Source organism: Niveibacterium microcysteis, from assembly GCF_017161445.1.
GTDB classification, from domain to species: domain Bacteria; phylum Pseudomonadota; class Gammaproteobacteria; order Burkholderiales; family Rhodocyclaceae; genus Niveibacterium; species Niveibacterium microcysteis.
On record NZ_CP071060.1, the window covers coordinates 2,102,652 to 2,117,930 of the forward strand.

At 63.8% G+C, this 15,279-nt stretch carries 12 protein-coding genes; 8 read left to right on the top strand and 4 right to left on the bottom strand.

Features of this window, described 5'->3' with window-relative positions:
* The 3 genes from glcF (at position 1) to JY500_RS09560 (ending at position 2,996) form a co-directional block, all read left to right on the top strand.
* Positions 1-1,242: a glycolate oxidase subunit GlcF gene (glcF, locus tag JY500_RS09550; RefSeq protein ID WP_206256183.1), complete on the top strand. Its 1,242-nt coding sequence runs from the start codon at positions 1-3 to the stop codon at positions 1,240-1,242.
* 47 nt (positions 1,243-1,289) lie between these two features.
* A complete protein-coding gene (locus JY500_RS09555) occupies positions 1,290-2,150 on the top strand; it encodes an HDOD domain-containing protein (protein WP_172199129.1) in 861 nt (286 codons plus the stop codon).
* 96 nt (positions 2,151-2,246) lie between these two features.
* Positions 2,247-2,996, top strand: coding sequence for a PP2C family protein-serine/threonine phosphatase (locus JY500_RS09560; RefSeq protein WP_172199132.1), 750 nt, complete (start codon positions 2,247-2,249; stop codon positions 2,994-2,996).
* 74 nt (positions 2,997-3,070) lie between these two features.
* On the opposite strand, the gene JY500_RS09565 is transcribed toward JY500_RS09560, so the two are convergent.
* Together JY500_RS09565 and corA are read right to left on the bottom strand one after the other, a co-directional pair.
* Complete coding sequence (locus JY500_RS09565) at positions 3,071-4,162, bottom strand: trypsin-like serine protease (RefSeq protein ID WP_206256184.1); 1,092 nt, start codon at positions 4,160-4,162, stop codon at positions 3,071-3,073.
* A 166-nt stretch (positions 4,163-4,328) separates the two neighbouring features.
* Positions 4,329-5,435 (bottom strand): magnesium/cobalt transporter CorA, encoded by a 1,107-nt coding sequence (corA, locus tag JY500_RS09570; protein WP_172199138.1) that lies wholly within the window; start codon positions 5,433-5,435, stop codon positions 4,329-4,331.
* A gap of 231 nt (positions 5,436-5,666) precedes the next feature.
* Between corA and JY500_RS09575 the strand changes: the two genes are divergently transcribed.
* The 3 genes from JY500_RS09575 to JY500_RS09585 are packed head-to-tail and all read left to right on the top strand — an operon-like array spanning position 5,667 to position 8,479.
* The gene (locus JY500_RS09575) at positions 5,667-6,788 is read left to right on the top strand and encodes an NAD(P) transhydrogenase subunit alpha (protein ID WP_206256185.1); all 1,122 of its coding nucleotides are present in this window, start codon (positions 5,667-5,669) and stop codon (positions 6,786-6,788) included.
* Between the two features lie 12 nt (positions 6,789-6,800).
* Positions 6,801-7,103, top strand: a complete 303-nt coding sequence (locus JY500_RS09580) for an NAD(P) transhydrogenase subunit alpha part 2 (RefSeq protein WP_172199144.1) — start codon at positions 6,801-6,803, stop codon at positions 7,101-7,103.
* Complete coding sequence (locus JY500_RS09585) at positions 7,100-8,479, top strand: NAD(P)(+) transhydrogenase (Re/Si-specific) subunit beta (RefSeq protein ID WP_172199147.1); 1,380 nt, start codon at positions 7,100-7,102, stop codon at positions 8,477-8,479. The genes JY500_RS09580 and JY500_RS09585 overlap by 4 nt, the downstream gene beginning before the upstream one ends.
* Positions 8,480-8,542: 63 nt before the next feature.
* On the opposite strand, the gene JY500_RS09590 is transcribed toward JY500_RS09585, so the two are convergent.
* Together JY500_RS09590 and JY500_RS09595 are read right to left on the bottom strand one after the other, a co-directional pair.
* Positions 8,543-9,958 carry a DEAD/DEAH box helicase gene (locus JY500_RS09590; RefSeq protein WP_206256186.1) on the bottom strand — a complete coding sequence of 472 codons (1,416 nt, stop codon included), beginning with the start codon at positions 9,956-9,958 and terminating at the stop codon, positions 8,543-8,545.
* A gap of 158 nt (positions 9,959-10,116) precedes the next feature.
* On the bottom strand, positions 10,117-11,934 hold the full coding sequence (locus JY500_RS09595) for a bifunctional chorismate-binding protein/class IV aminotransferase (protein WP_206256187.1): 1,818 nt from the start codon (positions 11,932-11,934) through the stop codon (positions 10,117-10,119).
* Positions 11,935-12,239: 305 nt separating this feature from the next.
* On the opposite strand from JY500_RS09595, the gene glpD reads away from it, so the two are divergent.
* Both glpD and glpK read left to right on the top strand, forming a co-directional pair.
* A complete protein-coding gene (gene glpD / locus JY500_RS09600) occupies positions 12,240-13,739 on the top strand; it encodes a glycerol-3-phosphate dehydrogenase (protein ID WP_206256188.1) in 1,500 nt (499 codons plus the stop codon).
* Positions 13,740-13,784: 45 nt separating this feature from the next.
* Positions 13,785-15,272, top strand: a complete 1,488-nt coding sequence (gene glpK, locus JY500_RS09605; protein ID WP_206256189.1) for a glycerol kinase GlpK — start codon at positions 13,785-13,787, stop codon at positions 15,270-15,272.
* Positions 15,273-15,279 lie beyond the last annotated feature (7 nt).

Consider the following 15,279-nt stretch of genomic DNA (forward strand, 5'->3'; position numbering starts at 1 on the left):
ATGCAGACCAAGCTGGCTGATTTCATCCGTGACACCGCAGACGGCGCAGAGGCGGATGCCATTCTGCGCAAGTGCGTGCATTGCGGCTTTTGCACTGCGACCTGCCCGACGTTTCAACTTTTGGGCGACGAACTCGACAGCCCACGCGGCCGCATCTACCTGATCAAACAGATGCTGGAGGGGGAGGCGGTGTCGGCCCGAACGCAGCTGCACCTCGATCGATGCCTGACATGCCGCTCCTGCGAAACGACGTGTCCGTCTGGCGTGGAGTACGGCCGCTTGGTGGATATTGGGCGCAAATGGGCCGAGAACCTCGCGCCTCCCAGGTCGGCGCCGCAGCAGGTAAAGCGCTGGTTGCTCGCGAACACGATTTCGCAACCGGCTGTCTTCGGCGCCGCCTATCGCGTGGCCCGGGCGCTGCGCCCGCTGATGCCGTCCACGCTTGCCGCAAAACTCGCGCCATCGCGGCCGCGCGGCGTCTGGCCAAGCCCACGGCACGCCCGGAAGTGGTTGGTGCTGGGGGGCTGTGCGCAGCCCGCGCTGACGCCGGACGTCAATGCCGCCGCCGCGCGAGTGTTGGATCGCATTGGTATTTCGCTGATCGAAGTCAGGCGTGATGGTTGTTGCGGTGCCCTGCGTAGTCATCTGAATGACCATGAAGGCGGGCGGGAGGATGCATCGCGTCTGCTTCAGCAATGGCAGCCGGCCCTTGAGCGTGGCGAGGTGGAGGGCGTGGTGATCACGGCCTCGGGCTGCGGTAGTTTCGTTCGCGAATATCGACATCTGTTCCGCGACGACGCACCAATGCTTGCGCAAGCTGGAAAGGTCGTTGCGCAGACGCTCGACATTGCTGAACTGATCGCGCGGGAGACCCATGCGTTGGACGAATGCCTGGTCAAGCGGGCGTTGGGCGGTCGAGGTGCAATTGCCTTTCATTCACCCTGCACGTTGCAGCACGGCCTGCAGATCCGCGGCGTGGTGGAGGGATTGCTGCAGCGCGCCGGCTACGAACTGACACCTGTTGCGGATGCACATCTCTGTTGCGGCTCGGCCGGTTCGTATTCGCTGCTCCAACCTGAAATTGCCACCAGTCTTCGCGACAACAAGCTCGCAGCGCTCGCAGCGGGTAAGCCGGTAGGTATCGCCAGCGCAAACGTTGGTTGTATCGCGCACTTGGGGAGCGCGGCTGACGTGCCAGTGCGACACTGGATCGAGTGGCTGGACGAAGCCTTGAGCACCTGACCGCGCAATTTGCTCAACTTGCGTTGCTTGGGGCCGTTAACCCCCGAATGACCACAGTTGGACTCACTGTCTCCGCGGAAGACGAGCCCGAAGCGTTGCTTGCGCGTGGCTTGCAGTTGCCGCCGCAGCCGGCCGCCTTGCAGGCGCTGCAAATGCTGGCTCTGACCGAAAATCCCGAGATGAGGGATGTGTCGGAGGTAATAGCCAGCGACGCAGCGCTCACGGCCGGACTTTATCGCATGGCCCGTTCGCCGCTGTTCGCACGCCCTTCGCCGCCGCAAACGGTGGAGCAGGTCGTTCTATTGCTCGGTTTGCCGCGCACCTTGGCCCTAGCCCAGGCGCTGTGCGTGCAGCGCGCGATGGCCGGCGATGCGCGGGTTCTCGCGCGCTTTTGGGCGCGATCGACCGCAATTGCCCAATTGGCGATGCTGATCGCTGCCCACCTTCCCGGTGCAAGACGAGTCAGTGGCGAACAGGCCTACTTGGCGGGCATGTTCCATGACTGTGGCGTTCCGATCCTGATGCAACGGTTTCCGGCCTATTGCCGAACCACAGGCATTGAGGGGTATGTGAACAAGTGGGCCGACATCCGGACCGAGGACCGAGCCTTCTCGTGTGACCACGCCGTGATCGGCTTCCTGCTTGCGCGCCACTGGCGCCTTCCTGATTTTGTGGCTCAGGCGGTACGTTTTCACCATGAAGGGGGATGTATCCCTTCGCGGCCGACGAGTATGCTGGTGGGTATTCTCCAGTTGTCCATGCACCTCTATGCGCGCGAAATGGATCTGACGGAGCCCAGTGGTGAGTACGACGAAGGCTTGCTGCTTGAGCGGCTCGAGATCAGCGCCAATGAGATGAACGAGCTGTGCGAGCAGGTGATCGAGCATTTCCATGTTCTGGAACGCTGAGCCAATCAGTACGACGGCGATGGTGTTCCCGAATCAGGCTATCGGTGGCCTACAAACACCGCTAGAATTGTCATAAGTGTTAATAGCGATAAAAACGTGGCCCTAACTATCGATACTGTCGTTGCGATGCACCAAGGGGACCGGAAGGAGCAGCAGGACCGCGTGGGCCTGTTCCCGCATCCTTCGCGCCCCGGCATGCTGCTTGCGGTGCTCGCGGACGGAATGGGCGGGCACACGGGCGGCGCGATGGCTGCCGAGCAGGTCGTCATCAAGGCCAAGCAGAACTTCGAAGCCTATTCGCCCGCCTCTGAATCGCCGGAAGAACTGCTGCGGGCGATCATCGAAGAGGCGCACGTTGTCATCAAACTCACGCGCTTCACCAGCGAACAGGATCCGCATAGCACTGCGTGCGTGCTGCTGATGCAGCCCGGCAAGGTGCATTGGGCCCATTGCGGTGACTCCCGCATCTATCACTTCCGCGATGGTGGGGTCGCGCTTCGCAGCAACGACCATTCGCTGGTGGCGGAACTGGTTCGTACCGGCCAGATATCGGAGGCGGATGCTGAAACGTATCCACATCGCAATCTGCTGCTTTCTTGCCTGGGCGCCGACCGCGAGCCGAAGATTGAAGTGTGCAGCGTCGAGGGGCTCAAGGCGGGAGACGGATTCCTGCTCTGCTCTGATGGTCTCTGGGGGCATTGCAGCGACCAGGAGCTGGCGCGCTCGGTTTGCCATGAGCCTGCGCGTCAGGCCGCGCGTGGGTTGATTGACACAGCGCGGGCACGCGGGCGGGGTACCGGCGACAACATTTCGATGGCGATCATCCGTCTCGTTGAGGCGGCCTGATCGAAGCGGCCGCTTTCGCGTGTCGGAAAAGAAAACGCCCCTTTCGGGGCGTTTTCTTTTTGCGGAAGAGCGAATCAGCCGCGGCGACGGCGACGTGCTCCGGCAAGTCCAGCCAGACCCAGGGCCGCCAGCGCGAGCGAACCCGGTTCCGGTACCGCGGTGCTGTCGATCCAGTTGCGGTAGGAGTCAAGCAGGATGCCGCCCATGCCGTCGCCGAAACCGCCCTTCGGCGAATACCCCATCGCGAAGCCGAAGGTGTTGTTGGCGACGAGTTGGTACTCGCCGTCCACCAGCACGAAGGACGGGCCGCCCGAATCTCCGCCACCGATGTTGGCTTCAATGTCGTTGCCGAGGCTGGCGCCACACACCGCGACGCCGAGTACCGACGGATCACAGAAGGTGTCTACCGTGGTGCCGTCGCGCAGCGTGCCGTCAAAGTCGGCGTACCAGACTTCTTTCGAGCTACCGGCGCTGAAGCCAGCTTCATCGTTCGTTTCTGCAAAGTCGAACACGTTCTTGCCGCTGCGCTTCACGCGGAACGCCGGGCTGACATAGTAGCCGTCCCATCCGTCACCGCTGGTGCCGTAGCCGACCATCGTGAACTGGGTGCCTTCGCTGACCGGGCCGCGGTAGATCTTGTAGGTCTTCGCTTCGTCAGGCGCAGGGGAGGACAAGCGGATGATCGCGATATCGTCGTTCACGCAGAAGCCAGGCACGCCCGACGGGCAATTGCCAAAACCAGCGTAATCCGGGTGCATATCGACCTTGTTGGCCGTGATCACAGCGCGACCGGCGCTGCCGGGCGCACTCGTCGCATTGAACACGACGCGAACATCGTTTCCGGGCTGATTGATGTTGATCAGCGATCCATTGCCGTTGGAGTCAACGCAGTGGCCGGCCGATACCGCATGCCAGCGGTCGATCATGGCACCCGAACAGATGAAGCTGTCACCGTTGCTATAGCGGATGTTGATGCTGACGACGCCGGAGAAGGGCGAAGTCGGCTCGTTGGGGTCGACGCGCGCGGCGGGGCTGTCGGGCGGAGCGCCCGATGCGATCAGCGGGGTGATGCTCGGCGTGATGGACATCGGAACGGCGTAGGCCATTGAGGCGGCAGCGCCGAAACCAATTGCTGCAATCGCACGGAACAGCTTGCTTGAAGTCATTCTTAGGTGCTCCTGTTGTCGGGTTGATTGCGCCTTATGGGCGCAACTGCCACGACAGCAGGAAGCGTGCCCGAACGTGACAAATTCACGCATCGCTTTGTTTGCAAAGAATTTGTCACAAGTGGGAAATATGCCCGGCCGGTTACTGTAAAAATGGCCGACAGACTCAGCTGTTCTGTAGCCACTGCCGACGCCAAAAAATCAGGCCCATGATGCTGGCGATGCCCAGCATCAAACTGAGCGCGAACCAGAAGCCGTTGGGCAGCGACAACCACGGCATGGTCTGGAAGTTCATGCCGAAGATGCCGCTGATCAGCGTTGCCGGCATGAAAAGCATCGATACCACCGTCAACGCGCGTACTTCGGTATTCAGCCGCTGACTGTCGAGTGAGATGTGCAGATCGAGCAGGTCGCCAGTTGCGTCGCGCAGGCTGTCGAGTGATTCGACAACCTGGACGATATGGTCATAGACATCGCGCAGATAGATGTCGGTGCTGCGTTTGACGAAACGCTCGTCGACCCGCTGCAGGCTGGTGATGACCTCCCGCAGCGGCCAAACGGTGCGCCGAAGTTCGCGGGTGTCGTGTTTGAGGCGGTTGATGGCCGTGATCAAGTGCGCCGCCCGCGGCTGATCGATGGTGTCTTCCAGTTGGTCGATCTGGCCCCCGAGCGATTCCAGCACGTTGAAGTAGCGGTCAACCACCGCATCGAGCAAGGAATAGGCAAGGTAGTCGGGTCCGCGCTCACGTGCTGGGCCGCTACCTTGCCGTAACCGCTCCCGAATTGGATCGAAGAGGCCGCCTGGCCTCTCCTGAAAAGTCAGCACGAAGCGCTCGCCTAGCACGATGCTGACCTGATCTGACACCAACTCACCACTATCCTCGGCTGTGCGCCAGGCGCGTGCCACAAAGAACAGATAGCTCCCGTAGTCGTCGAGCTTCGGGCGCTGATGGGTGTTCAGGATGTCTTCCAGCGTCAGAGGGTGTAGGGCAAAACGCCGGCCGATCTCGCTCATCACCTCGGGCTGTTGAAGACCGTACACGTTGAGCCAGACCACGTCGTGCGCCGGCTCAAAGCTGCGAGATTCAGCGACCGATGCGAATCGACATTCCTTGAATCCGGTCCGGTCGTACTCGAACAAGGTGATCGCGGGCGAGGGCGTCTTGATGTCGCCCAAGTGAATCAGTGCGCCTGGCGGCTGGCCAATCTTCCTCCGGTAATCCGGGCGCGCCTTCTTTCGGGGGCGGGTGACTGGTTTTGACTTGATCGGCATGTACTGCTCCGGTTTGATCCAACTCATTGGTAATCGGACTCGCGCGCGGTTCCGCTTCTCAGATTACGGCAGCAGTCAGTATGATGCCGGCTCGTCGTTGCCGCAGCACTCCCCCCAACGTTCGGCGCGCCCTCGATGGCTGCGCTCGTCCGTTTGCGGGCAGAGGCTTCCGGCAACTCCGGCGCATATGCGCCATTGCCCTGCATGGGCAGCATCTGACCAGGAGGCTTCATGGCACTGACGATCGGCGTTTTGGCCGAGCGAGTCACCGGCGAACGGCGCGTTGCGCTGGTCCCCGAGGTGGCTAAACGTTTCAGGGCGCTCGGAGTCGAGCTTGTTGTTCAACGCGGCGCCGCCGACGCTGCCAGCATCGCAGAGGGCGATTTCGCCGATGTGCGCTGGGCAGACGGTGTCGACGAGGTGCTCGCGGCGGACTTGGTGCTCGCAATCCAGCCGCCCTCCGACGAACTGATCGGCAAGCTCAAACCGGGTGTCGTGTTGGTTGCAGGCCTGCAACCCTACCAGAGCGCGGATCGTGCCCGGCTGTTTGCCGAGCGCAAGATCACGACCTTCGCGATGGAACTGCTGCCGCGTATCTCGCGTGCGCAGAGCATGGATATCCTCTCATCGCAGGCGGCATGTTCCGGCTACCAGTGCGTACTGATCGCCGCCAGCCACTGCACCAAGTTCTTCCCGATGCTGACCTACGCGGCCGGCACGATCCGGCCGGCAAAGGTGCTCGTCATCGGTGCGGGTGTCGCGGGTCTGCAGGCAATTGCGACGGCGCGCCGCATGGGTGCGATGGTCGAAGCCTACGACGTGCGTCCGGAAACCAAGGAGCAGATCGAATCCCTCGGCGCCAAGTTCGTCGATACCGGCGTATCTGCTGCGGGTACCGGCGGCTATGCCCGCGAACTGACCGACGACGAGAAGCGTCAGCAGGCGGAGCGCCTTGGCAAGGCTGTTGCGCAATGCGACGCCCTGATCACCACTGCGGCGATCCCCGGCAAGAAGGCGCCGCAGATCATCTCCGCGGATATGGTTGCGAAGATGAAGACCGGTGCTGTCGTGGTCGACATGGCGGCTGAATCGGGCGGCAACGTTGCTGGCACCGTGGCTGGTGAGGCGGTTCGGGTTGGCCCCGCGCTGATCGTCGGCCCGACTAATCTGCCCAGCCGCATGGCCGCTCACTCGTCGGAGATGTTCTCCAAGAACCTCTACAACTTCGTTTCGCCGATGATCAAGGATGGATCGCTGGCGATCGACTGGACCGACGAGGTGATCGCAGGTACCTGTCTCACGCACGACGGCGCGGTACGCCACGAAGGCGTGAAAAAGATTCTCGGACTTTGACGGAGCGCCGCAATGGAAGGCTTCCTGGCAATTTACATCTTCATGCTGGCCGCATTTACCGGCTACGAGGTCATCGCGCGCGTGCCGGTGATCCTGCATACCCCGCTGATGTCGGGGTCCAACTTTGTGCACGGCGTGGTGCTGGTGGGTGCGATGGTGGCACTCGGCAATGCTGACCCGAACGATCCGCTGCAACTGGCAATCGGTTTTGTTGCCGTGGTGCTCGGCGCGGCGAATGCGGCCGGCGGTTACGTGGTAACCGAACGGATGCTCGCCATGTTCAAGCGCGATGACCGCAAGGAGGCGGCCAAATGACCGGGGCAACTTGGCTGATCAATATTTCGTACTTCGTCGTTGCGGTCCTGTTCATTCTGGGCCTCAAGGCGATGGCCTCGCCGGTTTCGGCGCGCAAGGGCATCGTCTGGGCGGGCGCCGGCATGGTGCTGGCGACCGTGGTGACGTTCCTGACCCCGGACATGCGGAACATGCTGCTGATCGTCGTCGCATTGGCGCTCGGCGGTTCGCTGGCATGGTGGTCCGGCAAGGTCGTCAAGATGACCGACATGCCGCAGATGGTCGCCATCTACAACGGCATGGGCGGTGGCGCTGCTGCAGCGATTGCCGCGCTGGAATTCGCGCGGGGTCATGTCACCGGCCCGGTCGTCACGACGCTCGCAACCTTGGGTGCGCTGATCGGTGCTGTGTCGTTCTCAGGTTCCTGCGTTGCTTGGGCGAAGCTGCAGGGCGTGATGCAGAAGGCGTTCCGTTTGCCGGCTCAGAACGCGGTGAACGTGGTGTTGGGCTTGGTGACGATCGGCTTTGGCGTAGCGATCGTGTTGGGCGGTCATCCGTCGCCCTTGCACATCATCCTGTTCTTCGCACTGGCCTTGCTGCTGGGCGCCGTGTTGACGCTACCGATCGGTGGTGCCGACATGCCGGTCGTGATCTCGCTGTTCAATGCTTTCACGGGCCTCGCGGTGGGCTTTGAAGGCTATGTGCTGGGCAATCCGGCATTGATCATCGCCGGTATCGTCGTGGGCGCAGCCGGTACGCTGCTGACCCAGTTGATGGCCAAGGCGATGAACCGTCCGCTCACCAACATCCTGTTCCAGCCGATCACTGGCGAAGCGCAGGCTGGCGGCACGATCGCGGGTTCGATGAAGGAAGTCTCTGGCCTCGATGCGGCTGCAATGATGCGCTATGCGCAGAAGGTGATTGTTGTGCCGGGCTACGGCATGGCGGTGGCTGGCGCGCAGCACAAGGTCTGGGAAATGGCCCAGTTGCTCGAAAAGGAAGGCGTCGAGGTGAAGTTCGCGATTCACCCGGTTGCCGGCCGCATGCCGGGGCACATGAACGTGCTGCTCGCCGAAGCGGGTGTGCCGTACGACAAGATCTTCGACCTTGAAGAGATCAACGCCGAATTCCCGCTCGCCGACGTCGCCCTGGTGATTGGTGCAAACGACGTGGTGAACCCGGTGGCGCGTACCGACAAGTCCAGCCCGATCTACGGCATGCCGATTCTGGATGCCGACAAGGCGCAGAACGTCATCGTGATCAAGCGCGGCAAGGGTGCGGGCTACTCGGGTATCGAGAACGCCCTGTTCTACGAGGATAACTGCCGCATGCTGTACGGCAGCGCACAGCAGGCCGTGGCGGACGTGATCGCCCACGTGAAGGAAATGGCTGGCTGATTGTCGCTGAGCCAATGAAAAAGGCGCCGCAAGGCGCCTTTTCTTTTGCGATGCGCTGTTAGTTCAGCGCCCGTTACCGCCGAGCAGCACAGGGATCGGACGACCTGCCTTGCGTGGCGCGCTGGGCTGGCTGATGGCCTTTCCGGGCACGACCGGGGCCGACTCGCTTTCGGCATACGGGCGGTTGAAATCAAAGCCATCGGCGGCAAGGTTCGGCTTGCGTTCGAGCGTGTCTGGCGCCGCGTGGCGGGGCCGCTCGCGATCAGGCGAGGCGTGGGCGCGACGGTCCGCGTTCTGGTTGCGCAGGATGCGGCGCGCCGAATCCGCCGTGGCGTCACTGCCGAAGCCGGGCACGACCTCTTGCGTGATCTTCAGCTTGATCAGCTTTTCAATCGCGGTGAGGCGCAGGTGCTCATCGGGTGACACCAGCGAGATCGCATTGCCTTGCTTCCCCGCACGGCCGGTTCGACCAATCCGGTGGATGTAGTCTTCAGCGGTGGGCGGCAGCTCGTAGTTGATGACGCAGGGCAGGTCATCGATATCGAGTCCCCGCGCTGCGACGTCGGTGGCTACCAGCACGCGGATCGCGCCGCTCTTGAAGCCTTCGAGCGCTTCGGTTCGCTGTTGCTGGTTCTTGTCGCCGTGGATCGCATCGGCCGCGATGCCGTCTTTCTGCAACTGGCGGGCTAGGCGCGCGCAGGCGAGCTTCGTGCTGCAGAACACCAGCACTTGAGGCGCGGCCACATCCTCAAGCAGCAGCCAGGTCAGCAGATCGCGCTTTACCGCGCCCGGAACCGGGTGCACGCGGTGCGTGATCGTCTCGCTGACCATGTTCCGGCGAGCGACTTCGATCAGCTGCGGGCTCTTGAGCATCGAGTCGGCGAGCTTCTTGATCTCGTCCGAGAAGGTGGCCGAGAACAGCAGGCTCTGACGTTGCGACGGAAGCAGCGCCAGGATGCGGCGGATGTCCGGGATGAAGCCCATGTCCAGCATGCGGTCGGCTTCGTCGAGCACGACGAATTCGACCTGGCCGAGCGAAATGCTGCGTTGCTCGACGTGGTCGAGAAGCCGGCCCGGCGTCGCTACCACGACCTCCACGCCGCGGCGCAGCTCATCGAGCTGCGGTTTGATGTCCACGCCACCGTAGATACAGGCGGCCCGGAGCGGGAGGTATTTCGCGTAGGTTTGCACCGATTCGTGCACCTGCATCGCCAGTTCGCGGGTCGGCGCAAGAATCAGCGCCCGTACCGGGTGGCGGGCCGGCGACGCGCTGGTATTGGCCCAGCGCGAGAGTTTGTGCAGCAAGGGCAGCGTGAAGCCCGCTGTCTTGCCGGTGCCGGTCTGAGCGCCGCCCATGACGTCGCGACCCTCCAGCACAACGGGGATCGCCTGACGCTGGATTGGCGTTGGCTCGCTGTAGCCCGCTTCTTCAACGGCGCGCAGCAATTCGGGAATCAGACCGAGTTCGGAAAACGACATAGGTACCCATCAAGCGCGGCAGCAGGACGCCCTGCGAATTCGCCGCGCGGATTCAAGAAGGGCGGGATTATAGGCCTTAGGTCGGCGCATTGCCCGATGTTTTTCGGCTTGTCAAGCCAGAAGGCGGCTACGCGTTGGCTGCAAGCCACAGCCGGCGCTCATTCGACGAGGCTTACGGCGAGCAGTCCGCGCAATGCGTTGCTGACGTAAATCGCCTCGGCGCGCAGCAGATCGCGGCGGTAGAGGCGTGCCTCTGCGGCCTGACCGGCTTCCAGCAGGGTCTGCCGCATCACGCCAGGCAAGAGCCCGCAGGCAATGGGGGGCGTCAGCAATTGCCCGCCGATCTTCAGGAAGACGTTGCTGCGGGCGCCTTCGCACAGTTCGCTGGCTTCATTGAAGAACAGCGCGTCAAAGTGCCCGTCGGCAATGGCTTGCTGCAGGGCGCCGTCGTAGAGCGTGCGGCGGGTCGTCTTGTGGCGGAGGAGGTAGTCATCCGCGCGCAGTCGCTCGGGGGCTAGCCTCACCGTCGGATGTGCTGGCAGGGGATCAAGCCGGGCATGGGTAATCGCCAGCGCACCGTCCGCGGAAAGTGCGAGCCGCACACGGTGCGGGCCCTCGTCGGACAGGTCGGCAGCCGTGCGTGCCAGCAGCACACGCGCGCTGCCGGCGTCGAACGAAAAGCCGAGTGCCGACGCGGAGCGCCCGAGGCGGGCGAGATGGTGTTCGAGAAGCGGGAAGGGGTGTTTGCCTCCGTCGCAGCGCAAGGTCTCGAACAAGGCAAACTCGGGTTTGAGTTGCGTTGCGAAACGGGCTTTGACGTGGCATTCCGCCCATTCTGCGGCGGCGTCTGAATCGGCGACGATGCCGCTGCCAATGCCCATGTGTGCGTCACCGTGCTGATTGAGTTCCATGGTGCGGATCGGAACGTTGAGGCTGAAGCTGCGATCCGGCGCCAGCCAGCCCAACGCTCCGCAATACAGGCCGCGCGGTGCGGCTTCCAATTCGCGGATGATCTCCATCGCGCGGATCTTGGGCGCACCGGTTACCGAGCCACACGGGTAGAGGGCGCTGAAGACCTCACCGAGGCCGGCGCTCACGGGGGCTGCGACGACGGTCGAGGTCATCTGGTGGAGCGTCGCGTAGTCTTCGATCTCGAACAGGCGCTCAACCCGGACGCCGCCTTTGGGCGCTAGCCTGCCAAGGTCGTTGCGAAGCAGATCGACGATCATCAGGTTCTCGGCGCGATCCTTGACGGACTCGGCAAGGGCTTGCGCTTGCCCGCGCGGCGCCGTGCCTTTCATCGGCCGCGTGACGAGGCGCTTGCCCTCCCGCGCGACGAACAATTCCGGTGAGCGCGACAGGATGGTGCCTTCGGCGTGACGCAGGTAGCCGCCATGCCGTACCGGTTGGGCGGTGCGCAGGCGGTCGTAGAGCGCCAGCGGATGGCCGTAGCTTCGCGCGCGGACGGGAAACGTGAAATTCACCTGGTAGCAGTCACCCAGGCCGATCAGATGTCGGATTCGCTCAAGCGCGGCGCGGTATGCGCGTTCGTCCAAACCGAACTGCAGCTCGCCCAGGCCGGCCCGGGCCTCGTCATCTTTCAGAAGCGCCAAAGCGTCTGCAACGAGTGCGTCGGTCGTGGGTCGATCAAGTACATCGCATCGTAGCCAACGCCACGCCTGCAGCAGTGGGCGCCCGGTTTGCGGAAGGCGCGCCGCAAGGCTTGGCTCCAGCGCGTAGCCCAATTCGTAGTCGGCTGCGAGCGTGATCCATTCGCCAGCCTCGTTTGCCGCTTCGATTGCAGCGAGCGCGCTGGCCACCGTGGGGCCATCCCACGTCAGCACCATGCCTGCCGGCTGCGAGAACACGCGCGTCAGCCCATCGGCGTCGAGGTTGTTCTCGAACAGGGCGATGGGCTCGTTCCCGGCCAGGCGGCTTGCGAGTTCGGAAAGAATGGGTGAGATCGGGGTCGGCACCGGTTTGCTGCGTGGCGTGAGCCCCGGCTTTGCCGAGGTGTGCTGGCGACTCTACCGAGGGGGCTGTGACACAACAATCAGGGCGACCGGATTGGTGCCGCGCGCAAGCGCGACTGTTGTGAAATTGCCAATCCAATAGCGGTAAACCACAAAATCCGCCATTGGCTTGTGCATGCCCCGCAGCCTCGCGCGAAGGTTGCGCATCGGCCGTGCCGGCGCCCGGCGCTGCAGCTCAGCATCTCACTCGCGAGGCCGTTAACCCCTTGCAGGCGCGTTGCCGATGCGACGCGAGGGAGGGCAGTCACTTGGCGGCTTACGACCTGTTTGTGGTGGGCGGCGGCATCAACGGCGCGGGCATCGCGCGCGATGCCGCGGGGCGCGGCTTGTCGGTGATGTTGTGCGAGCAGGATGATCTCGCCTCACACACCTCAAGCGCCAGCACAAAGCTGATTCATGGCGGGCTTCGATACCTCGAATACCGTGAGTTCGGCCTGGTGCGAAAGGCGCTGCAGGAACGCGAGGTGCTGTTGCGAGCGGCGCCCCACATCATCGGCCCGATGCGGTTCGTGATGCCCCACGACGAGGGGCAACGGCCCGCCTGGATGATCCGCGCCGGCTTGTTCCTGTACGACCACCTCGCGGTTCGCGAGCGTTTGCCGGGCTCGTGCGGTGTCGATCTGCGAAGGCACCCGGCCGGGCATGCCTTGCAGCCGGCGTTCGTGCGTGGTTTTGAATACTCGGATGCCTGGGTTCAGGACGCGCGCCTGGTCGTGCTCAATGCCATGGACGCCCACGAGCGCGGCGCGAGAATCGCCACCCGCACGTCACTTGTGGCAGCACGGCGGGACGACGAGGCCTGGTCGCTGACGCTGCAGAACCAGAATGGTGGTCGCGAGGCGGTGTCCGCGAGAATGCTGGTCAATGCTGCCGGGCCGTGGGTCAGCAGCCTGTTGCATGGCGTCCTGCGCGTCGGTAGCGCCAAGGCGGTGCGCCTCGTGAAAGGCAGCCACATCGTCGTGCGTCGCCGCTTTGAGCACCCGTATGCCTACATCTTCCAGAATCCTGATCGTCGGATCATCTTTGCGATTCCGTTTGAGCGCGACTACAGCTTGATTGGCACGACGGATCTCGACTACCGAGGCGATCCGGCCAAGGTGGCAATCGAGCCCGATGAGGTCAGCTACCTGTGCCGCATGGCCAATCGTTACTTCCTGGAACCGATCCGGCCGGATGAGGTGGCATGGCAGTTCTCAGGCGTCCGCCCTTTGCTCGACGATGATGCAGGCGAGGCGGCCAGCGTGACGCGCGACTACGCGCTGGAGCTCGACACCGCGCGCGCGCCCTTGCTGTCTGTCTTCGGTGGCAAGCTCACGACCTACCGAAAACTAGCCGAAGAGGTGATGGAATCCGTGGCCTCACAGTTGGGCAACAGCGCGCCGCCCTGGACGGCCGACGCGCCTTTGCCCGGCGGCGACCTGCCTGGTGCAGATATCGATGCCTTCATGCAGTGTCAGCTGCAGCGCTGGCCAAGGCTCCCATCGGCCCTGATCGAACGTTATGCGCGCACTTACGGTAGCCGCATGGAAGCGCTGCTGGATGGCGTCGCGGACACGGCGGATCTTGGTGACGAGATCATTCCTGGCCTGTTCGAGAGCGAAGCACGTTACCTCATGCGGGAGGAGTTCGCCCGGACGGCGGAGGACATCCTGTGGCGGCGCACCAAGCTCGGCCTCGGCCTGGCGGACGAGGAAGTCGGTGCGTTGCAGCGCTGGATCGAGCGACACCGTGCGGGGCTGGGCGACTAGCCACCCGGCCGCGTACGATCACGGATCCTGAGGGGAGGCGAACGCATGGCGTATCTGATGGCGCTGGATCAGGGGACGACCAGTTCCCGGACGATCATCTTTGACGAAGGCGGCGCGATCATCGCGATGGCGCAGCAGGAGTTCCCCCAGCGCTATCCGCAGCCCGGCTGGGTCGAGCACGATCCGGAGGCAATCTGGCAAAGCCAGCTCGATACCGCGCGGCAGGCCTTGGCGAAGGCCGGCATCGGCGCGCGCGACGTAGCCGCCATGGGCATCACGAACCAGCGTGAGACGACCTTGGTATGGGAACGTCAGAGCGGTCGCGCGATTCATCCCGCGATCGTGTGGCAGGACCGCCGTACCGCCGCCCACTGTGCGGCGCTCCGGGATGCCGGGCTGGCCGACATGTTCCGTGAGCGGACCGGGCTCGTGCTGGATCCCTATTTTTCCGGCACCAAGCTCGCGTGGATACTCGATGCGGTGCCCGGCGCGCGGGAGCGTGCAGCGCGCGGCGAACTGGCTTTCGGCACCGTCGATACCTGGCTGATCTGGCGGCTCACCGGCGGGCGAGTGCATGCGACGGATGTCAGCAACGCGTCGCGCACGCTGATGTACAACATCCGCGACCATTGCTGGGACGATGAGTTGCTGGCGCACCTGAACGTGCCGCGCGAGTTGCTGCCGGAGGTTCGGCCTTCTGCGGCCGATTTTGGCGAAACACTCCCCGATCGGTTGGGGGCGCCAGTGCGCATCGGCGGTGTGGCCGGCGATCAGCAAGCCGCCCTGTTCGGCCAAGGGTGTGTTGCCCCGGGCATGGTCAAGAACACCTACGGCACCGGTTGCTTCATGTTGATGCACACCGGCGAAGTGGCGACGCCTTCGCGCAATGGGCTGCTGACGACCGCCGCGGCGCAAACCGACGCGACGCCGGTGTTCGCCATCGAAGGCAGCGTGTTCGTCGGTGGTGCAGTCGTCCAGTGGCTGCGCGACGGACTCGGCATCATCCGCAGCGCGGCCGAGGTAGAGGCGCTTGCGCGATCGGTGCCGGATTCCGATGGTGTCTGCTTCGTGCCGGCCTTCGCCGGGCTTGGCTCGCCGTACTGGGACCCGTTCGCGCGCGGCAGCCTGTTCGGCCTCACACGGGGAACGACTCGCGCGCACATTGCCCGGGCGGCGCTCGAATCGATCGCCTTCCAGTCGGCCGAGTTGCTGGCCGCCATGGAAGCCGATGCGGGACTTCAGATCGAGTCGATGCGGGTGGATGGCGGCGCTTGCGCCAACGATTTGCTGATGCAGATTCAGGCAGATCTTCTCGGTGTACCGGTACTGCGGCCCCGGGTGACCGAAAGCACGGCGCTGGGCGCCGCGCGACTCGCAGCCCGCTACGTGGGCATTGGGTCCGACCCCTCGTCGCCAGACGGTGAGATCGAGCGCGCTTTCGCACCCGCCATATCGCGCGACGAGGCGGCCCGGCGTCTCGCGCGCTGGCGCGACGCAGTCGGCCGCAGCCGGGCCTGGGCCACGGAAGAATGAGCGCGCA